Source organism: Bacillus sp. FSL K6-1012, assembly GCF_037964915.1.
In the GTDB taxonomy this organism is placed as follows: Bacteria; Bacillota; Bacilli; order Bacillales; family Bacillaceae; genus Bacillus; species Bacillus halotolerans.
Genome location: NZ_CP150175.1, coordinates 488579 through 513175, shown reverse-complemented (window position 1 = coordinate 513175; position 24597 = coordinate 488579). Strand labels below are relative to the sequence as shown.

Here is a 24597-nt window from a genome sequence, read left to right as displayed (position 1 = left end):
AAGAAGGGATCACATGGTCAGAGAAGCAGCTATGCTTCATATTAAAGAGGGGCTTGAACAAGAATTTGAGGACGCGTTCCGGCTGGCGGCGCCGATCATTGCCGGAATGAAGGGCTATATCACACATTCTTTATCAAAATGTATGGAAGAAACACATAAGTACCTGCTGCTCGTAGAGTGGGAAACGCTTGAGGACCACACTGAAGGCTTTCGCGGGTCTTCCGAGTACAAAGAGTGGAAAGCCTTGCTGCATCGGTTCTATACGCCGTTCCCGACGGTTGAGCATTTTCTGGATGTATCATAGATTTATATCATATAAAGCGTAAAACCGATGAGAGAAACAGACCAAACGAAAACGGCAGTATAGATGTTAAATGCTCCTGAGCTGTCGTTTTCTTTTTTGCGTTCTTCAAGCCCCTGAATAAACATGACAGCGCCCAGGAAAACGAGCATGACAGATTGGATAACAGAGGTGTGTTCCGTATAGTTAAAAGCGATAAGCGCCAGTATGATAATGATAACCGCAAAAGACATTTTAAAAATGCGAAACAAAAGGACCATCCTTCCTTATATACGAAATATTGAGCGTTATTCCTATATTTGCCTTTGCCCTCCATTATTCTAGCGCACTTTTTTTGTATATAGAACATGAGACGGGGAAATTTAAGTTTCTTTTAATATTTGAATTCATATAAAAAAACGCGCCAGTGATCAGGCGCGTTTTCTATGAAACTGATAATTCTCGATAACCTATTCCTCGGAGCACTTCGGCCATTGCCTGATAGCCGCTGCTATTCGGATGGACACCGTCGAAAGACAGGTATTCCTGCTCTTTCCCTTTAAAGACACTGTAAACGTCAGCGATTTTAACATGAGGTGCTGTTGCCAGCGTTTTCAAATGCGAATTAAATGAAGTAATCCATTGATCAGCAATGCCAATGCTGGGAAACGGGTTGTATAAATTAAAAACACGGATGGCGTAAGGTGATGGATCTGACCCTTTGATATTGGCGATTTGGGCAATCATCTTTTCAAAATTCTCATGACAATGCGCGGACGCACGGCTGAAAATCGTTTCATCCTGAGAAGATTCATAGGATAATACAGATTCAATGAGATCATTTCCGCACCCTGTGATCGTAATCATATCAGCGGCTTGAATTTGTTTTTGCACATAGGGATATGACAGGAGCCCGAGGATTTCCTCTGTATCAAGACCGGATTTGGCGAAAACCGATACGGCTGTTTTTGATTTCAGATCGGCTTCCATCATGTCTCTGAAGCGCTGGACAAATCCTGCAGAAAACAGCCCAGAGCCTCTCCCCGTCGTTAAAGAATCTCCGAGCGCTGTATACTGAAGCACCATGATCTTTCCTCCACTCATGAACGTCGATACGTTAATGTACGCAGCAGAGAAAAGATCGGCTACTTATGGATACCCTATTTTTCTGGAAATCTGCAAAGCGGCTTGTTTCACCTTTTCCGTTAAGTACGGCAGCCTGTCTTCTGTAAATCTCGCTTCAAACCCTGCAATACTGATGCCGGCCGCCACCTGGTGATGATGGTTAAAAATCGGCGCGCCAATAGCGGCCGTATAGTTTTCGAGTTCTGAATAGCTGACGGTATAGCCGTTTTGCACCGAGGCCTCAATGGCCTCAAGAAGCTTTGACGGATCTGTAATGGTCCCTGAACCGATCGGAATGAGCTCTGTCTGTTTGATGTACGCTTCAATTTCTTCACGGGGCAGAAAGGACAAAATGCTCCGGGCACATGCCCCGGCGTACAGAGGAGAACGCCGGCCGATTGCAGTGTAGAGGCGAACGGTTTGTGTCCCTTCAATCTTCTCCACGTAGATCGCTTCATTTCCGTCCCTCATGATCAAATGAACGGCTTCATCTACTTCACGGCAAAGCTCTTCCATCACAGGCTTGGCTATTTTTCTGATATCGAGTCTGTCCGCGACAAGCTGTCCGAATTCCAAAAACACCAGTCCAAGCGTATAAACGCCGGATGGGTCTCGATTGATGAACCCCATTTCTTCCAGTGAGCTGACCATACGGTGAACAGAGGTTTTCGGCATTCCTGACAGGGAAACGAGTTCGCTTAAAGTAAGGCTTGGTTCATGCAAAAACAAATTGAGCAGCGCCATAGATTTCACTACGGTTTTGTTTTTATTCTGCATCATTCCATCCCCTTTGTTATGTCAGCCATTCCATTTTCATTCTTGTTTTCAGTTCTTTTAGATGCACTTCCCGTTCAATGAAAAGCGCTTCCGCTTCCTGAAGGGATACAGGCTCAAATTGGACGTGCTCACCCGGCATGATTTGCGAGGCAATCGGAAGATCAGCTGAAATGATGTGAGCGATCCTCGGATAACCTCCCGTCGTCTGCCGGTCTGCAAGCAGGATAATCGGATTGCCGTCAGGCGGCACCTGAACTGTCCCAAATGTAACCGCCTCTGACACCATCTCAAGCGGCGCCTTCAATTCAAGCGGTTCCCCTTTGAGCCTGTAGCCCATACGATCGGACTGCGGAGTGACACGAAACGTTTCTTCATAAAACCGCGTTTTCGATTCTTCTGTGAAAAAAGAGAATTGTTTTCCTTCCAGCACTCGGATCACCGGATTCTTTTTTAACGGCAGAAATCTGTATCGGCTGACTGACCAGTTCGGCGCCGCAAATCCTCGCTGGCCAAGGTGTTGGCTCAAGCGGGAGACGATGGTTTTCGAAAGAGATGACATCTCTCCGATCGGCAGTTCATCTTCCTTCTGAAGCGCTCTTCCGTGAAATCCGCCGATGCCCGCTCTGACATACGTGCTTTTGCTTTCCATCACAGCAGGTACATTGAAGCCGCCGGCTGTCGCCAAATAAGCGCGGCTGCCGAGTTTGCAGGGGCCGAAGGTGACCGTGCTGTTTCCCTTAACGAGCACAGGTTTCCAAAGAGGCGCTTCCTCATCATTCACACGCAGGGTAAAGTCCGCTCCTGTTACGGCAATCAGCATTGGTTCTGACACATAAAGCGACGGGCCGGGACCCATCAGCGTAATTTCAAGGCCGGCTTCTTTTTCGCTGTTTCCGATCAGCAGATTTGCGATTCGAAGCGATACCGTGTCCATGGCGCCGCTTGCCAGCACGCCGTATTTTTGATACCCCGTTCTGCCTATATCCTGAACCGTTGTGAGCAGTCCGGGCTTTAACACTTTCATGCTCAATTGGACTCCTCCTTATAGGCGTGATAGTCATCCTCTGAGATGCGGACAAATGTAACAATATCTCCTGCTCTTAATAACGTTGGCGGGTTTTCCTGCGGCCGGAATAGAGCCAGCGGCGTTTTGCCAATCAGCTGCCAGCCGCCCGGTGTCGAAATCGGATAAACGCCTGTTTGCAGTCCCGCAATTCCGACTGAACCGGCGGGAATCGATGGTCTTGGCGATGATTTCCTTGGAGCTGCAATGCGTTTGGACATCCCGCCTAAGAAAGGAAACCCCGGTGCAAAGCCCAGCATATACACCACATATTCACCGCCTGTATGAATCTCAATGACCTCTTCGGGTGTGAGATGATTGATCTTCGCCACCTCTTCTAAATCAGGCCCGAATTCACCGCCATAGCAGACGGGAATTTCAACGATGCGACGGCTGCTTTCATAATCAGCCGTTAATTCTCCGAGCCGCTCATGAATATCGCGTTTCACCTTCTCAAAAGGCGAGCTGATGCCTTGAGGCAAATGCTTATACACTTCATACATATCATAAAATACGGTAAGACTCGTAAAAGCCGGGATACATTCAATGAATCCCGGAAACGGCTGTTCTTCTATATAAGCGGCAGCGGCATGGACAAGACCGTTTACTTGCTCGCTAATTTCTTCTCCAAATCGGATCATCATTGCAGAATCACCGAGCTGTTCGATTTGTAATCGTTCAGTCATCTTTCTCACCTCGTTTATTTCTCGTTCATCAGGAGGACGAGAGGTTACAGCACCGCAAGCGACTCGTCTCGAATATCTGTGATGAGCATATGCCCCGGCGCATGTGTGATGACCATTTCAGGTTTTACATTCATAGCCACAGCTTGCGGAGTTACCCCGCATGCCCAAAATAGAGGAACCTCGCCTTCACGAACAGAAACGGCATCTCCGAAATCTGGATTGCTCAAATCCTGTATGCCGATCGCTTTTGGATTGCCGATATGAATCGGTCCTCCATGCACAGCCGGAAAACGCGAGGTTACCTGTGCGGCGCGTACAGCGAGCCGTTCAGGAACCGGTCTCATACTGACAACCATCTGTCCATGAAACGGCCCCGCCGGAACACAATCTATATTCGTTTTGTACATTGGAACGTTCGTCCCCTCGTCGATATGTCTGACGGGTATTCCATGATTGATCAGCGCTTGTTCAAAAGAGAAACTGCATCCGATCAGAAAGCCGACAAAATCGTCCTCCCAGTATGGCGTAATATCAGATACCTCATCTGTCAAAACACCGTGCCTGTATACACGGTATTTTGGAAAATCCGTTCTGATATCCGCATCTGGCGCTGCAAGCGACGGCACAGGCGAACCGGATTCCGTCACATCCAGCACCGGACAGGGTTTTGGATTCCGCTGGCAAAACAGCAGAAAGTCAAATGCCAGATCTTTTTTCAAAATCACAAGGTTCGCTTGAGCATAGCCGCCGGACATTCCGGCGGTCGGCCCGTTTATTTTCCCCTCTCGTATAAGCGCGCGCACATCTCTTGGCGCCATCTTGTTCAAATGATCCACTCTTATCAGCTCCACAATTGAGGAAGTTGTGTAAATAACGTGTAGACGCCCATAATCGCCATGACGATGACAACCAGCGCACCTGAGCCTGTCAGCCAAAGCGGATGCTTATAATCACCGACAATGTTTTTCTTATATGCGGCAATAAGCAGCGTTCCAAGCGCAATCGGCAGAATCAAACCGTTCAGAGATCCGACAAGCACGAGAATTTTTGCCGGCTGTCCGATGGTGACGAAGGCTAATGTAGAAACGACAATAAATCCGATAATAATGCCGCGTGAATTCTTTTCAATTTTTGGAGAAAAGGTTTTAAAAAACGAAACAGATGTATAAGCGGCTCCGATAACAGACGTAATGGCCGCTGACCACATGATCAATCCGAAAATTTTATAACCGACATTTCCCGCTGCCAGCTGGAACACAGAGGCCGCCGGGTTGCTTTCGTCAATGTGCAGGCCTTTTGAAACAACGCCGAGCACAGCTAAGAAAAGGGCGATCCGCATGATGGATGTAATTAAAATGCCGATAACTGAGCTTTTTGTCACCTGGGGGATGGATTCCTTGCCTTTAATCCCTGCATCAAGCAAACGATGTCCGCCGGCAAATGTGATATATCCCCCGACGGTTCCGCCGACTAATGTGACAATTGCAAATATACTGATATGTTCAGGGACAAACGTGTTAGCCACAGCCTGTCCGACCGGCGGCGCTGTGGTGACCGCAACAAAGACAGTTAAAATAATCATGACAAAACCCGCGATTTGCGTAAAACGGTCCATCGCTTTTCCTGCTTCCTTGATGACAAAAATCAGAATTGCGATGACGGCGCTGATTAAGGCGCCTGTTTCTGGTGTAATGCCGAACAAGACTTGAAGTCCGAGCCCAGCCCCTCCGATATTCCCGATATTAAAGGCAAGTCCGCCAAGCACGACGAGAATTGCGATGACATATCCCAGTCCGGGAAGCACCATATTCGCAATCTCCTGGCCCCTTTTTCCTGAGACCGCAATGATGCGCCATACGTTGGTTTGAGCGAAGATATCCAAAATAATAGAAATTAAAATAACAAAACCGAAGCTTGCTGCGAGTGTGTTTGTGAATGTTGCGGTTTGTGTCAGGAATCCCGGGCCGATTGCTGATGTCGCCATTAAGAAGGCGGCCCCCATCAGCAATGACCAGCTGCCCGTTTTTTTTCCTGCTGTTTTTTTCTGCTGCTCCATCTATTTTCCTCCTTCTGATTACTTCTGCGCTGAAATAGCAGTCACTTCAATTCCGGCCGCTTTGAGCTCTTTTCTGATTTTTTGCGCAAATGTCAGCGCGTGGGCTCCATCTCCATGAATGCAAACTGTATCTGCTTTTAATGACACATCATGTCCTTGCTGAGATTTGACCGTCCCTTCTTTCACCATTTTGATCACCTGAGTGACGGCGGCATCATCGCTTTCAATGAGTGCGTCCGGCTGGGAGCGCGGCGTGAGCGTCCCGTCCGCTTGGTATGTTCTGTCGGCGAACACTTCACTTGCTGTTTGAAGCCCGATCCGTTCTCCCGCTTTTACAAGCTCGCTCTCAGCAAGGCCGAAAAGAATCAGTCCTGGATCGACCTTGTAGACAGCTTTTGCAATGGCGTCCGATAGCTTCTGATCGACTGCGGCCATATTGTACAAAGCGCCGTGCGGCTTGACGTGCTGCATGTGAAGTCCTTCCGCTTTTAAAAACCCTGACAAGGCGCCAATTTGATAAACCACAAGATCATATGCTTCCTCTGGAGAAATCGCTATATTTCGGCGGCCGAAGCCGAGCAAATCCGGGAGTCCCGGGTGAGCGCCGATTTTCACGCCTTTTTCAGCAGCAAGGGCAACTGTTTTCCGCATGACACTTGGATCCCCTGCATGAAATCCGCATGCGACATTCGCTGAAGTAACAAACGCTAAAATATCTTGATCAAGACCTATCGTATAGGCTCCGAAGCTTTCCCCTAAATCACAATTTAAATCAACTTGAAACACAGAATCCCTCCTGCCAAGCAAACGATTGCTTTATGTATTTTATTGTTCCGAAATTCGGAACGACTATTCCGAATTTTTGAACTTTATTTCATTATATTCAATCATATCAGTTTGTGAAATAACTTTGTTAGAAAACCTACCATGGTCCTAGAAGAAAATCTCCCTGATAAAAAAAAGAAAAGAGTCCTTATCTCAGGACTCTTTTCTTATAGTACCCAATGACGTATCGCTTTAGCGACGCCATCTTCTATATTTGTATCAGTGATCCAATCAGCCGTTTCCTTCACGACGTCTTGGGCATTGCCCATCGCTACGCCCAGCCCGGCTTCTTTGATCATCGCGATATCATTCAGGCTGTCGCCCATCGCCATGACATTTTCCATCGTAAAGCCGAGTTTTTCAGAAACCTTCGCAAGGGCTGCGGCTTTGTTGATGCCGAGCGCGTTGACCTCGATGTTTGTCGGGCTTGAGTTTGTGATTTCGAGCTCTTTATTTTTTCTGAGCTCCGCCAGCACTTCGTTTCGGATGTCGTCATCCTCTATGTCAAATCCGAATTTAAGCCATTCATGATCAGTGATGTTTTCCGGGAACTCGCCTCTCCACACTTTGTTAACAGTTGAAGCCCAGAAATTAGTGTTGTGCTTATTCCGCAAATCCCACATCATTTTGATGTGATCCGTGTGGAGCAGCTTGCGTTCCACTAAATTAAAATTCGAGTCCCAGATTTCACTTCCGTTAGCCGTGATTAAAAAAGACGACAGCTTCAGCGACTCAGCCAGCTCCCGGCACGTCATCAGCGTCCGGCCCGTACTGATGACCACGTAAACACCTTTATCCTCCGCCTCACGAATCGCGTTGCGGTTTTCGTCTGAAATCAGCTGCTCGTCATTCAGCAGTGTTCCGTCCATATCAATAGCAATCAGCTTGATATTCACATCTTCTCTTTGAACAGACATATATGTACCTCTCTTTATCTTTTAGTTGTTCTGGTTCTATTCTAATACATTATACCCAGCGGAACAAAACAGCCATTTCACATGTTTCAAGTGGAGACATTAGAGGAAAACAAATGGTGAGGTGATAAAACATGAAAGAGAGAAAACAGCAGAACCGCCCTAATGAAAACCCCGAACATAATGACTTGACCGATCCGATACCGAATGAAGAGCTGAAGGAAAACATGAATGATGAAAAACAGAAGCGGCAGCAACGAGATGACTCACAAAGCGAACGGGATTACGATACGAAATAATAGAACCCCTCACAAATCATAGTGAAGGGTTTTTTTCATTTTTCAATATAGATGCCGATTTCCGCTTCAGCAACAGGCTGCCCGCCCACTGACGCCTTGGCATGTCCAAACACAAACCCGCGCCGGTTGCGCGTGACTTCAAACGTAAGATCAAGCCGGTCACCGGGTATGGCCGCGCCCAGCTTTTCCGCTTTCTTCACGGAAGACAATAAGCCCAAGCTGTTTTCATCTGTAATTCCTGTAAAAGCCGCGGTTTGCGCAAGTGCTTCAATCACAAGTGAAAACGGCATTTCTGTTTGCGTGTCAGTGATAAACCAGTCGTTCTCACTGACCAGCTTATAAGCAACTGCATGCTTGCCGGGCTCGCTTTCCGTCACGCCGTCAATCAATAAAAATGGGTAGCGGTGAGGCAGCATATATGGTTTCATCGTTCTCCACCCTTTCTTTCATTTCATCAAGCATTATCTCTTTTTTGCGTATGTATTCATTTTGCTACTCTTATCTCACTGAACGGATAAAAGACTAGAGACTCCGTACCAATGATATCTTCATCAGAAGGCATTCCCATTCCATTTCTGCTGTCCACCGAATTGAGACGGTTATCTCCCATTACAAAATATTTGCCGGCAGGAACATCAGCTTCAAAATCACTCGTGAGATTTTCCCCTGACGCTTGCATTTCTTGTTTATGTTCCTTTAGATACGGTTCGTCGACTTTCTTACCGTTTATGTATAGCTGATCATCCTTCATGATAATTGAGTCGCCTGGCAAACCGATTAACCGTTTTATAAATGAACGGCCGCTCTTTTCGTAATGAATCACGATGATGTCGCCTCTATGAAACCCGCCTGTATATTTGGCTGCTTTGTCAACCAACATTCGTTCTGAGTCTTTTAGCGTCGGAGCCATTGATGAACCTTCAACCAGATAGGGTATATAAAACGCCATTCTGATCATGAAAATGAAAGCTAGAATACATGCAGTACTGAGTACAATCCATTTGGTTTTTGATTTTTTCTTTAATGTGATCGTTTTTGCGTTCAACTTCTTCCACCTGATACCTTCCTAAGAATTCCATGTCATTATACAGCATTTGGATCTTCTTGGTTAGTGATCTGTTGAAATTTTTGTAAACGGCCGGGGCAACCATTCGTCCCGGCCTGCATGTTTATAAGTTTCTTAAACGCACACAAATTTCGTCAGTGACCTCTTCCGTCGTGCTTTGTCCGCCAATGTCGCGTGTTTTAATGCCGTCAGCCGTGACTCGTTCCATCACATTGAGGATCTTTGCCCCCAGTTCTTCCTCTCCAAAATGGTCAAGCATCAGCTTCGCTGTCCAAATCTGGCCGATTGGGTTGGCAAGGCCTTTGCCGGCAATATCCGGAGCTGAGCCATGAACCGGTTCGAACATGGATGGGTACTTGCCGGACGGGTTAATGTTCGCAGACGGCGCAATGCCAATGCTTCCCATCAGGCTCGAGCTGATGTCGGTTAAAATATCACCGAACAGGTTGCTCGCCACAATGACATCAAACGTTTCCGGACGCGTCACAAAAAAAGCGGCCAACGCATCAATATGCTGGGATGACGTTTCGATTCCGCTGTAATCAGCCGCAGTCTGCTGAAAGACTTCATCCCAAAACGGCATCGCGTGATAAATTCCGTTGGATTTTGTCGCACTTGTCACATGACCGCGCCGTTTTTTCGCCAATTCGAAGGCAAAGCGCATGACACGTTCTGTCGCTTTTCTCGTAAACACGGCATTCTGGATGGCGATTTCTTCGTCACCCCTGTGAATGCGTCCGCCGACTTCACTGTATTCACCTTCACTGTTCTCGCGAATCACCACTAGATCAAAATCGTTCGGATGCCGCAGCGGCGACGTGATGCCGGCCATTTGTTTGGCTGGTCTCATATTAATGGAAAGCTCAAGCTCTCTCCGGATCTTCAGCAGCAGCCCCCATAGGGAAATATGGTCTGGAACCAGTTTCGGATTTCCGACCGCCCCCAAGAAAACCGCTTCAAATTGAGTGAGCGTATGTATCCCGTTCTCAGGCATCATTTCGCCGTGCTCCATATAATAGTCACAGCTCCATGGAAATGACGTAAATGAGAATGACAAACCTCCGTGAACCTCAGCTGCTGTGTGAAGCACTTTCTCAGCAGCGGCTACAACTTCTTTTCCTACTCCGTCTCCCGGTATTGCCGCAATCTCGAATTGTTTCATCGTCATTCTCCTCCCCCTGTTATCGTAAGCGTTTTCTATTATACTAGATTGCGAGATGGTAAAAAAAGCCCGTGACGTATAGTCACGGGTCCGGTTATTGATTCAGTTTTTTTAAAACGGTGGCATGCAGCGGTTCATGAGACGGAATACCGCACACCTCGTGAAGCACTCCGCTGTATCCTTTTTCCGCGATCAGCGCTTGCAGCTCGACCGCTTCCGGATCACCGGCAAAGTCGAATCGCAGTGCCGCAGCAATGCCTTCAGCCAGCGCATTCGGCTCTTTGATTTTCTTCGCCGGACATACAAGCCTGTCATTTTCTCCAAGCTTTCTGAGCGGCGATCTCGCCACACGGGTTACATCGTCGGTGATAAATTCATTTTCAAAGCGGCCAATGATTTTTTTAATATATTGCTCGTGTTCTGATTGCTTAAAATGATACGTTTTGATGAGATAATCACCGGTTTCAAGCAGCGCTGAGTGAACAACACGGCGGATTTCCGGATGATCGATCGCTTCTTTTATCGTTTTTAATCCGCGCTGATAGCCGACATAGGCCGTTACAGCATGGCCGGTATTAACGGTAAACAGCTTTCGTTCGATGTACGGCGTTAAATCATCAACAAACAGCGCCCCTTTTATTGCCGGTGTTTCCCCTATAAAGCCTGATTTGTCGATGACCCATTCAAAGAACGGCTCAACCGACACTTTGAGCGGATCTTCATGATGCTGAATCGGCACGATCCGGTCAACCGCGGAATTCGGGAATCCGACAGTGTTGCCGACAGCCTCCTGCTCCGCCTCTGTTAAGTGGCTGTATACTTCTTTTTTTAAGAAACTGCTTCCGCCAATCATATTTTCACAGGCAATGATATTCAGTGTGTCGGCAGAGCTTCTTCGTCTTAAGCCTTCTGCGATAGACGGGGCAATCAGCTTCAATACATTCGGGCCGACAGCCGTCGTGATGAGCGCCGCCTCATTGATCAGCCGATACAGCTCCTCCGGCTGGCTGCCGCTGTTGATGGCGCTGACCGGGCCGATCACCTCTGATGAACGCCCTTCTTCTGCGAGTTCAACTGTGTATGCCCGTTTTTCATTAAGGAGGCCGACCATCGTGTCATTTACATCCGCAAACACCACTTCATAGCCGGAGTGGTGAAGCAGCGCACCGATAAAGCCCCTCCCGATATTTCCCGCACCGAAATGTAAGGCAATCATGCTAGTTCACCTCGTTAAAAATCGCGATCAAATCTTCTTCGCTTTTCGCAGAAATCAGGCGTTCAATGTTTTCTTCTTCTGAGCAGATGATGGCGATGTTAGACAAAATGTCTAAATGCTCGTTATTTTTTCCGGCAATGCCGAATACGACTTTGGCTGTATTTCCTTCTCCATACTCTACTCCGCCAGGAATTTGAATGATTGAAATCCCTGAGTGAAGCACTTCGCTTTTGGCATCTTCTGTGCCGTGGGGGATGGCTATAAAATTCCCCATAAAGGTAGAAGATGTTTCTTCCCGTTCAAACATTTTTTCAATATAATCGTCTGTCACGTAGCCGTTGTCAATCAGCGTTTGGCCCGCCAATCTGATCGCTTCTTCTTTTGTTGCAACCGTTTGATTGAGTTTGATGTTTTCTTTTGCGAGTACTTGCATGAGTATCACTCTCTTTCTATGAGATTACTTTTTTAGCTTTTCAATAAGCTCGTCATATTTCGGACTGTTTAAGAAGTTCTCCACTGATATGTGCGTCGCATTTGGCAGCTTTGCCTTTGCTCGATCTGTTAAGTCTTTGTGGGTAATGACAATATCCGCATCGCTCGGCAGATTGTTAATCGCCGTGTTGGTCACACTGATATCCAGGTCTGCTTTTTTGACTTTGTTTCTTAAAATCGAGGCCCCCATCGCGCTTGAGCCCATTCCGGCGTCACATGCGAAAATAATTTTATTGACGCTTTCAGGAGACAGCTCAGACGCTTCCTCAGCTTTTGCTTGTTCTGCCTCTAAAGCAGCGGCAGCTTGGCTTTTCTTCCCCTTCATGGACTGCATTTTTTCTGTTGCCGCTGCGAGATCTTCTTCGCTTGCTTTCGAAGACTTCAGGATCACAGCTGACACGATAAACGAAACGGCTGCAGCGACCAATACGCCTGCCAGCACGCCGAAGTATCCGCCTCTTGGCGTCATGGCCATCAATGCGATAATGCTGCCTGGTGACGATGCTGCAACTAGACCGGCGTTAAAGATAGAGAACGTTAGGAGTCCGCTTGCTCCGCCTGCAATCGCTGCCAGAATCAATGCCGGCTTCATTAAAATGTACGGGAAGTAAATTTCGTGAATCCCCCCGAAGAAATGAATGATTGCCGCTCCAGGAGCCGTTGATTTTGAAGATCCTTTTCCAAAGAACATATACGCGAGCAAAATGCCGAGCCCCGGTCCAGGGTTTGCTTCTACTAAAAACAGAATTGACTTTCCGGTATTGGCTGCCTGCTCGATTCCAATCGGGCTTAAGATACCGTGGTTGATCGCGTTATTTAGGAACAAGACCTTCGCCGGTTCCACGAAAACGCTTGCAACAGGCAGTAAGTTAGCGTGTACAATGACCTCTACACCGGCTGCCAGTAATTTATTTAACGTCAGAACGACTGGGCCGATCGCATAAAACGCGAGAATCGTTAAAGCCGCGCCGACAATTCCTGCCGTAAAGTTGTTAATCAGCATCTCAAAGCCTTGTTTTACTTTGTCCTTGAATAATTTATCAGTTTGCTTAATGAGATATCCGCCCAGCGGCCCCATTATCATCGCGCCTAGAAACATCGGAATATCCGACCCGACAATTACCCCGATTGCCGCCGTCGCACCGACGACTCCGCCGCGGTGGTCGTAAATCATTTTTCCGCCTGTATACGCTATCAAAAGCGGCAGTAAATACGTAATCATCGGGCTGACCAGCGTATTCAGCTGCTCATTCGGAAACCATCCCGCCGGAATAAACAAAGCAGTAATGATGCCCCACGCGATAAACGCGCCGATATTCGGCATGATCATTCCGCTCAAATAACTGCCAAAGCGCTGAACTTTCACTTTCATGCCGCCTTGCTGCTGTTCTTGCTGCATATATAAACCCTCCCTGTTTTGTTTGTCGCTAAAAGAATGATAATGTCAGAGAATAATGCTTCCCTTTGACTCTATATTAAAACGCTTACAGTGTGTGCACAATTGAAAGTAAAGAGGACTTTGGCACATGGGTGTGACAATTTTTTAAAAATAAAAAGGCTCCTGTTTTAGAAGCCTTTTCTCTTTCCTCTATAAATAATCTTGCCGTTTTGAATCACATACTTCGCGATCATCCGTTCACTCACAATAAATACAGGATAGGCGCACACAAGCGCAAAAACTGCCATCGGCACATGCTGAACGGCCGGAATCATTGAGCCTGCCGCATTGCGAAGGAGCATCAAAAGATAAATAAGCAGCACGATGAGTGCCAAAGACACAATCATAATCGGAGCTGATACTTTATATTCGTAAAGCCGTTCCCGGCAGTGACCGCAGCGAAATTGGCACGGGACATTTGACGATCTGACCATGTCGCCTGTCAAAGGTTTGCCGCAGTTCGGGCATACTGTTTCTTTCATATGGTATTTTCACTCTCCATTCATATGTCCATTATACCAGAGACCATTCTGTTTCGTTTTGTTACTGTTCAACACATTTTCACATTTTTTATCATCAGCATACTTGTCTCGGTCTTTGAAATCCTCTACGCTTAAGAAGATCTTATTGAAGGGGATGTATGAATGCTTCCGATTAATAGACAGCAGCACATACTTGAGTGGCTGAAAAAAGAAGGCGCGCTCAGAATTTCTGATATCAGTCAGCGGTTCGGTGTGTCAGAAATGACAGTATACAGAGATGTGAATCAGCTTGTCCAATCAAACCAGGTGATAAAAACGGCCGGCGGCATCACGCTCCCAGTCCGTGCGCCTCAGGCTGATCACATGTGCAGCTATTGCCTAAAGCCGGCCAATCAGGCTTATTCGGTCCAGCTGATCACGGCGACACAAGACATTGAACAGCTGTGCTGCGCACATTGCGCGTTTTTGCGGTATGCAGATAAAACGGAAGAGGTTTCTCATTTGATTTGCAAAGACTTTCTGTTACAAACTACGGTCAGTGCCGCTTCGGCTTATTTTGTTGTAAACGCTGAATTAAATCTGCACTGCTGCCAGCCGCAGGCCATACCGTTTGCGACTCTTGACCATGCTGAACGTTTTCAAAAAGGCTTTGGCGGAGCCGTCCGCACCTTCGATCAAGCGCTGGAAGACATGCTGAGAGACAGAAAAAAGCGCTGCACCTGCACCAAGAAATAACACAATATAATTAGCGGAAGGTGGTGTCTGAGTAATGCAACGAAACAGATGGTGGATCATACTTCTGCTTTTTCTTATTTTCCTGCCGAAAACAAGCTTTGCTCACGCCTATATTGTCAAATCTTCACCCGGAGAAAACAGTGAATTAAAAAGCGCTCCCGCACAGGTGGAAATTGAATTTAATGAACCGGTTGAAGAGGGCTTTCACTACATTAAAGTCTATAATTCAGACGGCGACCGGGTGGATACGGACAAAACAGAAATCAAAAAAGACAACAATCACATCATGACCGTGAAGCTGAAAAAGAATCTGCCTCATGACGTGTACAGAGCGGAATGGAATGCCGTTTCGGCAGACGGGCACCCTGTTTCCGGCGTCATCCCGTTCAGCATCGGAAAAGCGGATGGAGGGTTCAGCAGCCAGAAAACATCAGGCTCAGCCCTGAATCCGGGAACAGCAGCAGACCGCGCCATTCTGTATACAGCCTTTTCTCTGTTTATCGGGACCGTTTTCTTCCATCTCTTCTGGTATAAAGGGGACGGAAAAAAACTCGCCAAACGGACGAAGCGTTTGCTTGTCATCTCAGTCACTGTGCTGGGGCTGGCGCTCCTGCTTCAGCTTCCGATACAGACAAAAGCGAATGCAGGCGGCGGCTGGAGCAATGCCTTTCAGCCGGGGTACATGAAGGAGACGCTGTTTGAAACCGCGGGAGGCACAATTTGGATGATTCAGGCCGTGCTGTATGTACTCCTTGTCCTGTCTGCCATCCCAGTGTTACGCAAAAAGCGTTTTGCGTCCTTCGCATATTGGACGGCGCCGCTCATTTTCTTTTTCGGTCTCCTGCTTGCCAAAGCGTTTACCGGACATGCCGCTGTTGTTGAAGAAAAGACAGTCGGTATCCTGATGGATTTCCTTCATTTATCGGCCGCCTCCATCTGGATCGGCGGAATAGCGGCCATCGTTTTACTGCTGTCACAGGAGTGGAGACAGCCGGACAAAACGCTTGCTTGGGAGACGGTGAAACGGTTCTCTCCATGGGCGCTCACAGCAGTCGGTGTCATTTTGTTCTCGGGCTTGCTCAATGGATTTTTCATCATTCGGTCAATGGATTCACTGTTCCATACGGCGTATGGCCAAGCCTTGTTAGTCAAAAGCGGACTGTTTGTTTTGATGCTGATTCTGGGCGGTATTCATTTTCTGCTCACCAGAAAACGGCAGGGGTCCAAAATCACCCGCACGCTAAAAGCGGAATGGGCAATCGGCATCGCTGTCCTGATCACAGCTGCCGTATTTACAAGTCTGCCAAGTCCGCCTGAGCCTGCACCCGAACCGTTTTATCAAACGAAAGCGATTGAAAACGGGCAAAATGTTTCTCTCAGCATCAGCCCGAACCAGCCCGGCAAAAACGTGTTTGAACTCAGGGTTACCGATCATAACAGAGACCCTGTAAAAAACATTCAGCAAATCACCTTGACCGTTTATAAAACGGGACTGTCAGGCAATAAAAACAAAAGCACGTTTCAATTGAAGGAAAAAACAGATGGCATCTTCCAGACTGAAAACCTGTCCATTAATGAAAAGGGAAACTGGAAGATCAAAGTCCACGGACTGACCGGCGACTTTAACGAAATCAATATCATGTTTACAAAGACAAATTAAAGGAGTGTTTGAGTTGTTGAAAAAAATCGCATTCACACTATGCCCAGCTGTTATCGGCTCTCTTTTATTCTTTACGGCGCCTGCCAGCGCGCACGTGTCTGTAAAACCGGCTGAATCCGCCGCAGGCTCATGGGAGACCTACACAATGAAGGTTCCTTCCGAAAAAAATCAGCCGACAACAAAGGTTGTTTTAAAAATGCCAAAGAATGTTGAGTTCCAGCAATACGAACCGGTTCCGGGCTGGAAGGTGTCTACTGCCAAACACGACGACAAATCAGTGTCCGTAACGTGGGAAGCCACTGACGGAGGCATTCAGGAAGGCCAGTTCCAGCGATTTACCTTTGTTGCCAAAAACCCTGATAAAGCGGAGGAAGCCGCTTGGGATGCCTATCAATATTACAAAGACGGCAGCATAGTTGAATGGACAGGCGATGAAGATGCGGATACGCCTCATACCATTACAAAAATCACCGCAGCAAAAGAAGTAACAGATGAGCATGGCGCCACTCAAACGAAAGATGATTCTGCTTCTGCAGACTCAGGTTCATCGGCTCTTGATATCACAGCGATTGTGCTGTCTGCGGCAGCCATTATTTTATCTGTTGCAGCTCTAGTAAAGAAAAAGCGCGACTAAACAAAAAGCGATCCAGATGAGTTCTGGGTCGCTTTTTTTTGATTTATCCGCGTCCTGCCTGGAAGGAAGGGTATTGTGTCATACCGCCGTCCGCGAATAACGTAATGCCTGTGACGTAGCTGGCTTCCTTCGAAGCAAGCCATGCTGCCACTGCCGCAATTTCCTCCGGTTCACCGATATATCCCATCGGAATCATGCTTTCTACATCTGCTCTCTGCTTAGGATCAGCAAATTTTTCAGCATTGATTGGCGTGTTGATCGCGCCTGGCCCGATATTGTTGACACGAATGCCTTTCGGCGCATATTCCAGCGCCAATGTTTCCGTCATCAGCTTGATTCCGCCTTTACTTGCCGCATAGTGAACAAATAATGGCCACGGAATCACTTCATGTACGCTCGACATATTAATGACATTTCCTTTTATATCGTTTTCAACAAAATATTTAATCGCTTCACGGCTTCCTAAAAAGGCGCCCGTTAAGTTCGTGCTGATGACTTTTTCCCAATCCTTGAGCGGCATTTCATGAGACGGCACGGGATTTTCAAGACCGGCATTATTAATCATAATATCGAGTGTGCCGAACTCTTTAATCGCTGTTTGAACGATGTTTTTTACATCTTCCTCTTTCGTTACGTCTCCTTGGACGACAATGGCTTCACCGCCCGCCTTGATGACCTCTTCTTTTACTTCGTTTGGATCCTGTTTATTACTGTAATAGTTGATGACCACTTTCGCCTGCTCCTTGCCGAAGCGAATGGCCATTGCCTTTCCTAATCCTGAAGCAGCTCCTGTAATAGCAACGACTTTTCCTTTTAAATCCGGATACATATTCATCCTCCTTAACTATTATGAATTCGTTTTGGCGATCCCTAAAAATACGGCAGCCGCAATAATCAGTGCAATCCCGATCGCAATCGCAATCAGCTGGCGTTTTGATTTCTTTTCACGCAGGATGAAAATACCGCCAAGCGTCGAGATGACAATTCCCATTTGAGAGAGAGAAAAGCTTGTGGCAACGCCGACTTTCGGCTGAGAAATAAACAAAAACATATTTCCCCCTGCCCAGATTAAGCCCGGGAGAATATTTCGGATGGCATACTTATTGAAGGGCTTGTGCTTATAGGTTAAAATGACCCCTCCAATGACCATCCCGATCGCCTGCGGCAACAGGGCGGACCATCCAGATACATTAAATAATCTTGCGACAACGACATAAATCAAATAACCCAATGTCGAGACCAGAAGGATTAAAATACCCTTTTTTAAGTTGCTCGGCTCTCCATCTTTTTTGTCTTTCTTATCTTCTAATGACGTAAGAACGATACCGACAATAATAAAGATAAGAGCGAGGACTCCAAGTGTAATCGAAATCGGTGTTGACCACTCTCGGAAAACAATGACGCCGAACAGTGAGGTGGAAACAAGCTGCATCCCTGTGGAAATCGGCATCGTTTTGGACACACCCATTAACTGAATGCTTTTGAGCTGGTTGCTCTGCCCAAGTGACCAAAATAAGCCGGATATAATTCCAACGATAAAAATGCGCATGGACAAGACGGGTTGGACAAACAAATAAATAACGATAGAAACAATTAACGCCCCGATCGTCGTTCCCAGTGTTTGGCTGTACGGCCCGCCGCCTAATTTAACATTGAAGAGAACAATGCTCCCCCAAAACAAAGCCGGGAGAAGAGCCAAAAATAAATCCATTGTTGGGGAACCTTCTTTCAAAATGTATTTGCTGTTATTTTGGCTGGAATTGATGTGTTTATTCGCTGAAACAAAAAAAGAGCTGCCGGATCTTCCGGCAGCTCTTCAGGAGCATATCGTTTCGTTTATAAACCGATGGACATATATTTTGTTTCAAGGTATGGTTCGATACCTTCTGAACCGCCTTCACGGCCGATTCCGCTTTCTTTCATTCCGCCGAAAGGAGCTTGAACCGCGGACGGTCCTCCGTCATTCCAGCCGATAATTCCGTACTCAAGGTTCTCGGAAATATAAATGCCGCGGCGGTAATTTTCTGTGAAGAAGTAAGCAGCCAAGCCGTACGGTGTATCGTTGGCAAGCTCAATTGCTTCATCAATATCTGTAAAAGTGACGATTGGCGCAACAGGGCCGAATGTTTCCTCGTGCATGATATTCATGGACGTATCGACATCAGCGAGCACTGTCGGATTGACAAAGTAGCAGCCTTTATCATCGTTTCGTTCATAAGTGCCCCCAGCGACAACCTTCGCTCCTTTTTCAACCGCATCATCAATTTGGCTGACGATTTTTTCAAAGCCCCTTTTGTTGATAATCGGACCGACGTTTACACCTTCCTCAAGTCCGTTTCCTACCTTCAGCTTCGATACTTGCTCGCTCAGTTTCGCAGCAAATTCATCTTTGATGGATTCATGGACGATGAGCCGGTTGGCGCATACGCAAGTCTGACCCGCGTTTCGGTATTTAGACACCATTGCCTGTTCAACAGCAAGATCAATGTTTGCATCTTCATCCACAATCAGCGGGGCATGTCCGCCGAGCTCCATGGATACGTGTTTCACAGTATCGGCGCTGTTTTTCATCAGGATTTTCCCTACAGGTGTTGATCCTGTAAAGGTGATTTTGCGGATTTTCGGACTGCTTGTAAAAACGTTTCCGATCTCCTCGCCATCACCGATGACAACCTGAAGCACGTCTTTTGGAATACCTGCTTCGTATGCGAGGCGTGCAAGTTCATAGGCTGACAGCGGTGTATCAGGCGCCGGCTTGATAATAAACGTACAGCCGGCAGCAAGAGCAGGCGCCGCTTTACGTGTAATCATCGCATTTGGGAAATTCCAAGGCGTAATCGCGGCAACTGGGCCGACTGCCTGGCGCGTCACGACAATTCGTTTTCCGGTTGTCGGAGCCGGAACGGTTCTTCCGTATACACGCTTCGCTTCCTCTGCGAACCATTCGATATAACCGGCGCCGTACAGCACCTCTCCGACAGCTTCCTGGTACGGTTTTCCGTTTTCCTTCGTAATTAAATCTGCAAGTTCTTCTTTATGTTCAACGATTAGCTCATACCACTTTTTCAAAAGAGACGCTCTTTCGTTCGCTGATGTTTTAGACCATGATTTAAACGCTTGATATGAACGTTCAATGGCTTCTTCTACTTCTTTGGCTGATTGCTGAGGAATCGTTTTGATCGCCTCGCCTGTAGCCGGGTTGTAGACCGTTAATTGATCTGGCATATTGAACATTCCTTTCTATTCTTGGATTTACTTAAAATGATAGCAGACCCGTGTGCGGTCTTTCCAATGATTAAGCTCGCAGACCTGCTTCCACAATGTGGAGCCCTTCATTCAGAAGGTCATCTGAAATAACCAGCGGCGTCAGGAAGCGGATGATATTGCCGTTGATTCCGGCTGTCAGCAGCAGCAATCCGTTTTGATTCGCGTACGCTGCGATGGCTGCCGCTTTTTCTTTATCAGGTTCACGTGTTTCAGGATCTTTCACGATCTCGATGGCTGCCATCGCCCCAAGTCTGCGGATGTCACCGATAAACGGGTATTCTGTTTGCCATTCAAGCGCTTTTTCTTCAATGATCCTGCCGATTTCCTCAGAACGTTCATTCAGGCCTTCTTCTTCAATAATGTCCAAAACAGCCAATGCCGCCGCGCACCCAAGGGGACTTCCCGCATACGTGCCGCCGAGCTCTCCGGGCGCCGCCGCATCAAGCATTTCCGCGCGTCCGATCACACCGCTTAACGGCAGCCCAGCCGCAAGAGATTTCGAAACCGTGATCAGGTCTGGCACGACATCAAAGTGCTCGATCGCGAAATAAGTGCCCGTTCTGGCAAATCCGGTTTGAATTTCATCGGCTACAAAGACGATGCCGTGTTCTTTACAGAAGGAAGCGACGTGCTGCACAAACCGTTTAGAAGGAATAATGAATCCGCCTTCTCCCTGCACCGGCTCCATCACAACACACGCTACCGTTTCAGGAGCAACTGCTGCGATAAAGAAGTCATTGAACGCTTGAATGACCATATCGTCATATGCATCATCACTCAGTCCGGCAGGCTTCTGATAATAATACGGAAACGGCGCCTGGTATACCTCTGATGCAAATGGGCCGAAACCGAATTTGTACGGCTTTACCTTGCTTGTCATGCTCATTGTCATATTCGTGCGTCCGTGGAACCCGCGTGTAAACGAGACAACGCCTTGGCGCTTGGTATACTTTCTGGCGATTTTCACAGCGTTTTCCACCGCTTCCGCTCCGGAATTGAGGAAAATCGCTTTTTTCTCATGAGTGCCAGGCGCAATGCCGCAAAGCTTTTCAGCTAATTCAATATAAGACGGATACATCATGACGTTAAAGCCCGGATGGATCAGCTCCTCCGCCTGCCGCTTCACAGCTTCTACCACCTTCGGATGCGAGTGTCCGACGTTTAAAGTTCCAATAGCGCCCGCAAAATCAATAAATTTCCGGCCGTCCAAATCATACAGCTCTGCTCCCTCTCCTTTTACCGCCAGGCTGCGGTTTCCGTTGCTCACACCTTTTGAGACAAATTGGTCCCGTTTTTGCTGCCACTCTGCTGTAGTGAAAGTTGATGCCGTTGTTTGACTCATGTAAATTCCCCCACTGTCATTATTTTCTTACCATTCTGACTTCTTTTTGGTATGATGAAAAGTACCAATTATAACTTTTTGATGGTACCAGAAGGAGACACCGCAATGGACATCACAATCACTCTCGATCGCTCAGAAAAAGCGGATTATATCTATCAGCAGATTTATCAAAAGCTGAAAAACGAAATCCTCAGCCATAATCTGCTGCCCCACTCGAAGGTTCCCTCCAAACGAGAGCTGGCTGAAAAGCTGAAGGTCAGCGTAAACTCTGTGAATTCAGCCTATCAGCAGCTGCTCGCCGAAGGGTATTTGTACGCTGAAGAAAGAAAGGGTTTTTTCGTCGAACAGCTGGACACATTTCCCTCTGAGGAACAGCCCTCATCTTCACTGCCGGATGATCTGAAAGAGGTTCATATCGATCAAAGCGATTGGATATCTTTTTCACATATGAGTGCCGATACAGATCATTTTCCAATGAAAAGCTGGTTTCGCTGTGAGCAAAAAGCGGCTGCCCGCTCATACCGCACGCTCGGCGACATGTCTCATCCGCAAGGCATATATGAGGTAAGAGCCGCCATTACAAGGCTTATCTCTCTGACGCGGGGCGTGAAATGCCGGCCGGAACAAATCGTCATCGGGGCGGGCACTCAGGTGCTGATGCAGCTGCTGACTGAGCTTTTGCCCCAAGATGCGGTGTATGCGATGGAGGAGCCTGGCTACAGGCGAATGTACCAGCTTTTGCAACATGCCGGAAAACAGGTGAAGACGATTATGCTTGATGAAAAAGGGATCTCCATTTCTGAAATCATCAGACAGAAGCCTGATGTATTAATCACTACCCCTTCACACCAATTCCCGGCCGGAACAATTATGCCTGTATCCCGGAGAATTCAGCTGCTGAACTGGGCAGCGGAGCAGCCGAGCCGCTATATTATTGAGGATGATTATGACAGCGAATTTAAATATGATGTAGACAGTATCCCGGCGCTCCAAAGCCTCGACCGCTTTCAAAACGTCATCTATATGGGCACCTTTTCAAAATCACTTCTCCCCGGATTGCGGATCAGCTACATGGTTCTGCCGCCGAAGCTGTTACGGGTATACAAAAAGCGGGGCTATGACCTGCAGACCTGCTCGTCGCTCACACAGCTCGCCCTGCAGGAATTTATCGAGTCCGGAGAATATCAGAAGCATATTAAAAAAATGAAGCAGCATTATAAAGAAAAGAGAGAACGCCTCATCAGTGCATTAGAATCAGAGTTTGGAGGGGGGATTACGGTAAAAGGGGCAAATGCGGGACTGCATTTCGTCACCGAATTTTATACCTGCCGCACGGAACAAGAGATACTCGCGCATGCCGCCGCCCAGCAGCTTGAAATCTTCGGGATGAGCCGGTTTCGCTTAAAAGAAAGCCGTCCGCAGCCGGACAAGCCCGCGCTTATTATCGGCTTTGCACGGCTGGGGGAAGAGGACATTCAGGAAGGTGTGCAAAGACTTCGCCGCGCTGTTAATGGACATAAAAAAATCCCCGGTTCAGGGGATTGATTTACCAGCGCTCCTGGTCCACGTTCAGCACTGCTTCAAGCAGGCCCGGAAATGCCCTTTCAAGATCTTCTGTGCGAAGCGAATAATAACGGCGCTTTCCTTCTATGCGTACTTGAGCGATGCCCGATTCTCTTAATACTTTAAAATGGTGGGACAAGGTCGACTTTGCAACCTGTACATCAGCACAGGTGCCGCACGTTTTCTCTTTTGCTTCGGCCAATTGCTTCACCAGCTCTAAACGAAGCGGATCACTCAGTGCGTGAAGAACCTTTGTCAGCTGCAATGTTTCTGTTTCTGGATGGTTTGGAATGTTCATGACACAAATGTATCACACAACAATTAGAATGACAATTTTACTATTTGAGGGTTTTTCCTTTACCTGATTTTGATTACATGGTACATTTAGTTCGATCAAATTCGAACAATAAATTTTAAAGACAAATGGAGGAGATTTACATGATCGTATTACAAGCTTATATCAAAGTAAAACCCGAAAAACGCGAAGAATTCTTGAGCGAGGCACAATCACTGGTTCAACATTCAAGAGCCGAGGAAGGCAACGCCCAATACGACCTTTTTGAAAAAGTAGGCGAAGAAAATACATTTGTGATGCTTGAACAATGGAAAGATGAAGCGGCGATGAAATCTCACAATGAAACTGCGCATTTCCAAGGATTTGTAGCAAAAGGCAAAGAACTGCTGAGCGCTCCTCTTGATGTTGTCCGCACAGAGCTCAGTGAGTAAAGAAAGGATGTCTCACATGAACGAAGTAATCAAATCATTAACAGACCACCGCTCCATCCGCAGCTATACGGATGAGCCAGTGTCAGAAGAGCAGCTAGACCATATTATACAAGCGGTGCAATCAGCCCCTACTTCTATCAATGGGCAGCAAGTGACCGTCATCGCAATTCAGGATAAAGAGCGGAAAAAGAAAATCTCCGAACTGGCGGGCGGACAGCCTTGGATTGACCAAGCTCCGGTTTTCTTGCTTTTCTGCGCAGACTTCAACCGGGCAAAAATTGCGCTTGAAGATCTGCATGACTTCAACATGGAAATCACAAACGGTTTAGAATCCGTTCTTGTCGGCGCTGTAGATGCCGGCATCGCACTTGGCACGGCGACTGCGGCAGCTGAATCACTCGGTCTTGGCACTGTTCCGATCGGCGCAGTTCGCGGAAACCCAAATGAATTGATCGAGCTGCTTCAGCTTCCGAAATACGTGTTCCCTGTATCAGGTCTTGTCATCGGCCATCCTGCTGATCGTTCAGCGAAAAAACCTCGTCTTCCAAAGGCAGCAGTTTATCATAAAGAAACGTATTTGCAGCAGGACGAGCTGACATCACACATTCAGTCATATGATGAACAAATGGCCGAATACATGAAAAACCGGACCAACGGAAAAGAAACACGAAACTGGTCACAAGGGATCGCCTCATACTATGAGCGCCTGTACTATCCGCATATTCGTGAAATGCTCGAAAAACAAGGGTTTAAAGTTGAAAAATAAGCCTCACCCGGCCTGTCGGAATT

29 protein-coding genes are annotated in these 24597 nt (G+C 47.3%); 8 read left to right on the top strand and 21 right to left on the bottom strand.

Features of this window, described 5'->3' with window-relative positions:
- Positions 1-13: 13 nt before the first annotated feature.
- Positions 14-304: an antibiotic biosynthesis monooxygenase gene (locus tag NSS75_RS02680; protein WP_024120249.1), complete on the top strand. Its 291-nt coding sequence runs from the start codon at positions 14-16 to the stop codon at positions 302-304.
- A gap of 2 nt (positions 305-306) precedes the next feature.
- On the opposite strand, the gene NSS75_RS02675 is transcribed toward NSS75_RS02680, so the two are convergent.
- The 9 genes from NSS75_RS02675 to NSS75_RS02635 all read right to left on the bottom strand — a co-directional run bounded on the left by NSS75_RS02675 (position 307) and on the right by NSS75_RS02635 (position 7729).
- On the bottom strand, positions 307-552 hold the full coding sequence (locus NSS75_RS02675; protein WP_010333057.1) for a YczI family protein: 246 nt from the start codon (positions 550-552) through the stop codon (positions 307-309).
- Between the two features lie 172 nt (positions 553-724).
- The gene (locus tag NSS75_RS02670; RefSeq protein ID WP_024120248.1) at positions 725-1366 is read right to left on the bottom strand and encodes a GDSL-type esterase/lipase family protein; all 642 of its coding nucleotides are present in this window, start codon (positions 1364-1366) and stop codon (positions 725-727) included.
- A gap of 63 nt (positions 1367-1429) precedes the next feature.
- Positions 1430-2182, bottom strand: a complete 753-nt coding sequence (locus NSS75_RS02665; protein WP_339235770.1) for an IclR family transcriptional regulator — start codon at positions 2180-2182, stop codon at positions 1430-1432.
- 16 nt (positions 2183-2198) lie between these two features.
- Entirely contained in the window at positions 2199-3206 is a 1008-nt protein-coding gene (locus NSS75_RS02660) for a biotin-dependent carboxyltransferase family protein (RefSeq protein ID WP_326365721.1), read from the bottom strand.
- Positions 3207-3208: 2 nt separating this feature from the next.
- The gene (pxpB, locus tag NSS75_RS02655; protein WP_101860993.1) at positions 3209-3931 is read right to left on the bottom strand and encodes a 5-oxoprolinase subunit PxpB; all 723 of its coding nucleotides are present in this window, start codon (positions 3929-3931) and stop codon (positions 3209-3211) included.
- Positions 3932-3975: 44 nt separating this feature from the next.
- Entirely contained in the window at positions 3976-4767 is a 792-nt protein-coding gene (locus NSS75_RS02650) for a putative hydro-lyase (RefSeq protein WP_255004771.1), read from the bottom strand.
- A gap of 5 nt (positions 4768-4772) precedes the next feature.
- The gene (locus tag NSS75_RS02645) at positions 4773-5987 is read right to left on the bottom strand and encodes an NRAMP family divalent metal transporter (RefSeq protein ID WP_103671939.1); all 1215 of its coding nucleotides are present in this window, start codon (positions 5985-5987) and stop codon (positions 4773-4775) included.
- Positions 5988-6005: 18 nt separating this feature from the next.
- The gene (gene pxpA, locus NSS75_RS02640) at positions 6006-6773 is read right to left on the bottom strand and encodes a 5-oxoprolinase subunit PpxA (protein ID WP_322012379.1); all 768 of its coding nucleotides are present in this window, start codon (positions 6771-6773) and stop codon (positions 6006-6008) included.
- 206 nt (positions 6774-6979) lie between these two features.
- Positions 6980-7729, bottom strand: a complete 750-nt coding sequence (locus NSS75_RS02635) for a Cof-type HAD-IIB family hydrolase (RefSeq protein WP_024120241.1) — start codon at positions 7727-7729, stop codon at positions 6980-6982.
- 131 nt (positions 7730-7860) lie between these two features.
- Between NSS75_RS02635 and NSS75_RS02630 the strand changes: the two genes are divergently transcribed.
- Entirely contained in the window at positions 7861-8025 is a 165-nt protein-coding gene (locus NSS75_RS02630; RefSeq protein WP_024120240.1) for a hypothetical protein, read from the top strand.
- Between the two features lie 35 nt (positions 8026-8060).
- Here NSS75_RS02630 and NSS75_RS02625 read toward each other — a convergent pair whose 3' ends face one another.
- From NSS75_RS02625 to NSS75_RS02595, 7 genes are all read right to left on the bottom strand, one after another.
- Positions 8061-8453, bottom strand: coding sequence for a 3-hydroxyacyl-ACP dehydratase FabZ family protein (locus NSS75_RS02625; RefSeq protein WP_339235757.1), 393 nt, complete (start codon positions 8451-8453; stop codon positions 8061-8063).
- A 56-nt stretch (positions 8454-8509) separates the two neighbouring features.
- A complete protein-coding gene (gene lepB, locus NSS75_RS02620) occupies positions 8510-9070 on the bottom strand; it encodes a signal peptidase I (RefSeq protein ID WP_339235754.1) in 561 nt (186 codons plus the stop codon).
- Positions 9071-9194: 124 nt separating this feature from the next.
- A complete protein-coding gene (locus NSS75_RS02615; protein WP_339235751.1) occupies positions 9195-10259 on the bottom strand; it encodes a tartrate dehydrogenase in 1065 nt (354 codons plus the stop codon).
- A gap of 88 nt (positions 10260-10347) precedes the next feature.
- Positions 10348-11469, bottom strand: coding sequence for a mannitol-1-phosphate 5-dehydrogenase (locus tag NSS75_RS02610; RefSeq protein WP_213418313.1), 1122 nt, complete (start codon positions 11467-11469; stop codon positions 10348-10350).
- 1 nt (position 11470) lies between these two features.
- The gene (locus tag NSS75_RS02605) at positions 11471-11902 is read right to left on the bottom strand and encodes a PTS sugar transporter subunit IIA (protein ID WP_059291950.1); all 432 of its coding nucleotides are present in this window, start codon (positions 11900-11902) and stop codon (positions 11471-11473) included.
- Between the two features lie 24 nt (positions 11903-11926).
- On the bottom strand, positions 11927-13360 hold the full coding sequence (locus tag NSS75_RS02600; protein ID WP_024120234.1) for a PTS mannitol transporter subunit IICB: 1434 nt from the start codon (positions 13358-13360) through the stop codon (positions 11927-11929).
- Between the two features lie 167 nt (positions 13361-13527).
- Positions 13528-13881: a hypothetical protein gene (locus NSS75_RS02595; RefSeq protein ID WP_268497197.1), complete on the bottom strand. Its 354-nt coding sequence runs from the start codon at positions 13879-13881 to the stop codon at positions 13528-13530.
- Positions 13882-14043: 162 nt separating this feature from the next.
- Between NSS75_RS02595 and NSS75_RS02590 the strand changes: the two genes are divergently transcribed.
- Genes NSS75_RS02590 through NSS75_RS02580 form a run of 3 tightly spaced genes read left to right on the top strand, consistent with a single transcriptional unit; the run spans position 14044 to position 16910 of the window.
- Complete coding sequence (locus tag NSS75_RS02590) at positions 14044-14616, top strand: DeoR family transcriptional regulator (RefSeq protein WP_213418311.1); 573 nt, start codon at positions 14044-14046, stop codon at positions 14614-14616.
- A 34-nt stretch (positions 14617-14650) separates the two neighbouring features.
- Positions 14651-16276 (top strand): copper resistance CopC/CopD family protein, encoded by a 1626-nt coding sequence (locus NSS75_RS02585; protein WP_339235744.1) that lies wholly within the window; start codon positions 14651-14653, stop codon positions 16274-16276.
- 13 nt (positions 16277-16289) lie between these two features.
- The gene (locus NSS75_RS02580) at positions 16290-16910 is read left to right on the top strand and encodes a DUF1775 domain-containing protein (RefSeq protein WP_339235741.1); all 621 of its coding nucleotides are present in this window, start codon (positions 16290-16292) and stop codon (positions 16908-16910) included.
- A gap of 43 nt (positions 16911-16953) precedes the next feature.
- Here NSS75_RS02580 and gdh read toward each other — a convergent pair whose 3' ends face one another.
- The 4 genes from gdh to gabT form a co-directional block, all read right to left on the bottom strand.
- Positions 16954-17739 carry a glucose 1-dehydrogenase gene (gene gdh, locus NSS75_RS02575; protein ID WP_044161863.1) on the bottom strand — a complete coding sequence of 262 codons (786 nt, stop codon included), beginning with the start codon at positions 17737-17739 and terminating at the stop codon, positions 16954-16956.
- 18 nt (positions 17740-17757) lie between these two features.
- On the bottom strand, positions 17758-18621 hold the full coding sequence (gene glcU, locus NSS75_RS02570) for a glucose uptake protein GlcU (RefSeq protein WP_024120228.1): 864 nt from the start codon (positions 18619-18621) through the stop codon (positions 17758-17760).
- 125 nt (positions 18622-18746) lie between these two features.
- Positions 18747-20135: a succinate-semialdehyde dehydrogenase gene (gabD, locus tag NSS75_RS02565; protein WP_024120227.1), complete on the bottom strand. Its 1389-nt coding sequence runs from the start codon at positions 20133-20135 to the stop codon at positions 18747-18749.
- A gap of 70 nt (positions 20136-20205) precedes the next feature.
- Entirely contained in the window at positions 20206-21519 is a 1314-nt protein-coding gene (gene gabT, locus NSS75_RS02560; protein ID WP_339235736.1) for a 4-aminobutyrate--2-oxoglutarate transaminase, read from the bottom strand.
- A 105-nt stretch (positions 21520-21624) separates the two neighbouring features.
- Between gabT and NSS75_RS02555 the strand changes: the two genes are divergently transcribed.
- The gene (locus NSS75_RS02555) at positions 21625-23064 is read left to right on the top strand and encodes a PLP-dependent aminotransferase family protein (protein ID WP_339235733.1); all 1440 of its coding nucleotides are present in this window, start codon (positions 21625-21627) and stop codon (positions 23062-23064) included.
- A 1-nt stretch (position 23065) separates the two neighbouring features.
- Here NSS75_RS02555 and NSS75_RS02550 read toward each other — a convergent pair whose 3' ends face one another.
- Positions 23066-23380 carry a metalloregulator ArsR/SmtB family transcription factor gene (locus tag NSS75_RS02550; RefSeq protein WP_103671931.1) on the bottom strand — a complete coding sequence of 105 codons (315 nt, stop codon included), beginning with the start codon at positions 23378-23380 and terminating at the stop codon, positions 23066-23068.
- A gap of 140 nt (positions 23381-23520) precedes the next feature.
- On the opposite strand from NSS75_RS02550, the gene NSS75_RS02545 reads away from it, so the two are divergent.
- Together NSS75_RS02545 and NSS75_RS02540 are read left to right on the top strand one after the other, a co-directional pair.
- On the top strand, positions 23521-23808 hold the full coding sequence (locus tag NSS75_RS02545) for a putative quinol monooxygenase (RefSeq protein WP_003225015.1): 288 nt from the start codon (positions 23521-23523) through the stop codon (positions 23806-23808).
- Positions 23809-23824: 16 nt separating this feature from the next.
- Positions 23825-24574 (top strand): NADPH-dependent oxidoreductase, encoded by a 750-nt coding sequence (locus NSS75_RS02540; RefSeq protein WP_010333031.1) that lies wholly within the window; start codon positions 23825-23827, stop codon positions 24572-24574.
- Positions 24575-24597 lie beyond the last annotated feature (23 nt).

Bases quoted from the DNA above. Each gene is read 5' to 3' on its own strand.
- gabD (WP_024120227.1), bottom strand. From the start codon at position 20,135: ATGCCAGATCAATTAACGGTCTACAACCCGGCTACAGGCGAGGCGATC.
- NSS75_RS02550 (WP_103671931.1), bottom strand. From the start codon at position 23,380: ATGAACATTCCAAACCATCCAGAAACAGAAACATTGCAGCTGACAAAG.
- pxpB (WP_101860993.1), bottom strand. From the start codon at position 3,931: ATGACTGAACGATTACAAATCGAACAGCTCGGTGATTCTGCAATGATG.
- NSS75_RS02635 (WP_024120241.1), bottom strand. From the start codon at position 7,729: ATGTCTGTTCAAAGAGAAGATGTGAATATCAAGCTGATTGCTATTGAT.
- NSS75_RS02680 (WP_024120249.1), top strand. From the start codon at position 14: ATGGTCAGAGAAGCAGCTATGCTTCATATTAAAGAGGGGCTTGAACAA.
- NSS75_RS02595 (WP_268497197.1), bottom strand. From the start codon at position 13,881: ATGAAAGAAACAGTATGCCCGAACTGCGGCAAACCTTTGACAGGCGAC.
- glcU (WP_024120228.1), bottom strand. From the start codon at position 18,621: ATGGATTTATTTTTGGCTCTTCTCCCGGCTTTGTTTTGGGGGAGCATT.
- NSS75_RS02540 (WP_010333031.1), top strand. From the start codon at position 23,825: ATGAACGAAGTAATCAAATCATTAACAGACCACCGCTCCATCCGCAGC.
- NSS75_RS02605 (WP_059291950.1), bottom strand. From the start codon at position 11,902: ATGCAAGTACTCGCAAAAGAAAACATCAAACTCAATCAAACGGTTGCA.
- NSS75_RS02615 (WP_339235751.1), bottom strand. From the start codon at position 10,259: ATGACGATGAAACAATTCGAGATTGCGGCAATACCGGGAGACGGAGTA.
- gdh (WP_044161863.1), bottom strand. From the start codon at position 17,739: ATGTATCCGGATTTAAAAGGAAAAGTCGTTGCTATTACAGGAGCTGCT.
- NSS75_RS02660 (WP_326365721.1), bottom strand. From the start codon at position 3,206: ATGAAAGTGTTAAAGCCCGGACTGCTCACAACGGTTCAGGATATAGGC.
- NSS75_RS02545 (WP_003225015.1), top strand. From the start codon at position 23,521: ATGATCGTATTACAAGCTTATATCAAAGTAAAACCCGAAAAACGCGAA.
- NSS75_RS02670 (WP_024120248.1), bottom strand. From the start codon at position 1,366: ATGGTGCTTCAGTATACAGCGCTCGGAGATTCTTTAACGACGGGGAGA.
- NSS75_RS02665 (WP_339235770.1), bottom strand. From the start codon at position 2,182: ATGCAGAATAAAAACAAAACCGTAGTGAAATCTATGGCGCTGCTCAAT.
- gabT (WP_339235736.1), bottom strand. From the start codon at position 21,519: ATGAGTCAAACAACGGCATCAACTTTCACTACAGCAGAGTGGCAGCAA.
- NSS75_RS02600 (WP_024120234.1), bottom strand. From the start codon at position 13,360: ATGCAGCAAGAACAGCAGCAAGGCGGCATGAAAGTGAAAGTTCAGCGC.
- NSS75_RS02630 (WP_024120240.1), top strand. From the start codon at position 7,861: ATGAAAGAGAGAAAACAGCAGAACCGCCCTAATGAAAACCCCGAACAT.
- NSS75_RS02610 (WP_213418313.1), bottom strand. From the start codon at position 11,469: ATGATTGCCTTACATTTCGGTGCGGGAAATATCGGGAGGGGCTTTATC.
- NSS75_RS02585 (WP_339235744.1), top strand. From the start codon at position 14,651: ATGCAACGAAACAGATGGTGGATCATACTTCTGCTTTTTCTTATTTTC.
- NSS75_RS02555 (WP_339235733.1), top strand. From the start codon at position 21,625: ATGGACATCACAATCACTCTCGATCGCTCAGAAAAAGCGGATTATATC.
- NSS75_RS02645 (WP_103671939.1), bottom strand. From the start codon at position 5,987: ATGGAGCAGCAGAAAAAAACAGCAGGAAAAAAAACGGGCAGCTGGTCA.
- NSS75_RS02590 (WP_213418311.1), top strand. From the start codon at position 14,044: ATGCTTCCGATTAATAGACAGCAGCACATACTTGAGTGGCTGAAAAAA.
- NSS75_RS02625 (WP_339235757.1), bottom strand. From the start codon at position 8,453: ATGAAACCATATATGCTGCCTCACCGCTACCCATTTTTATTGATTGAC.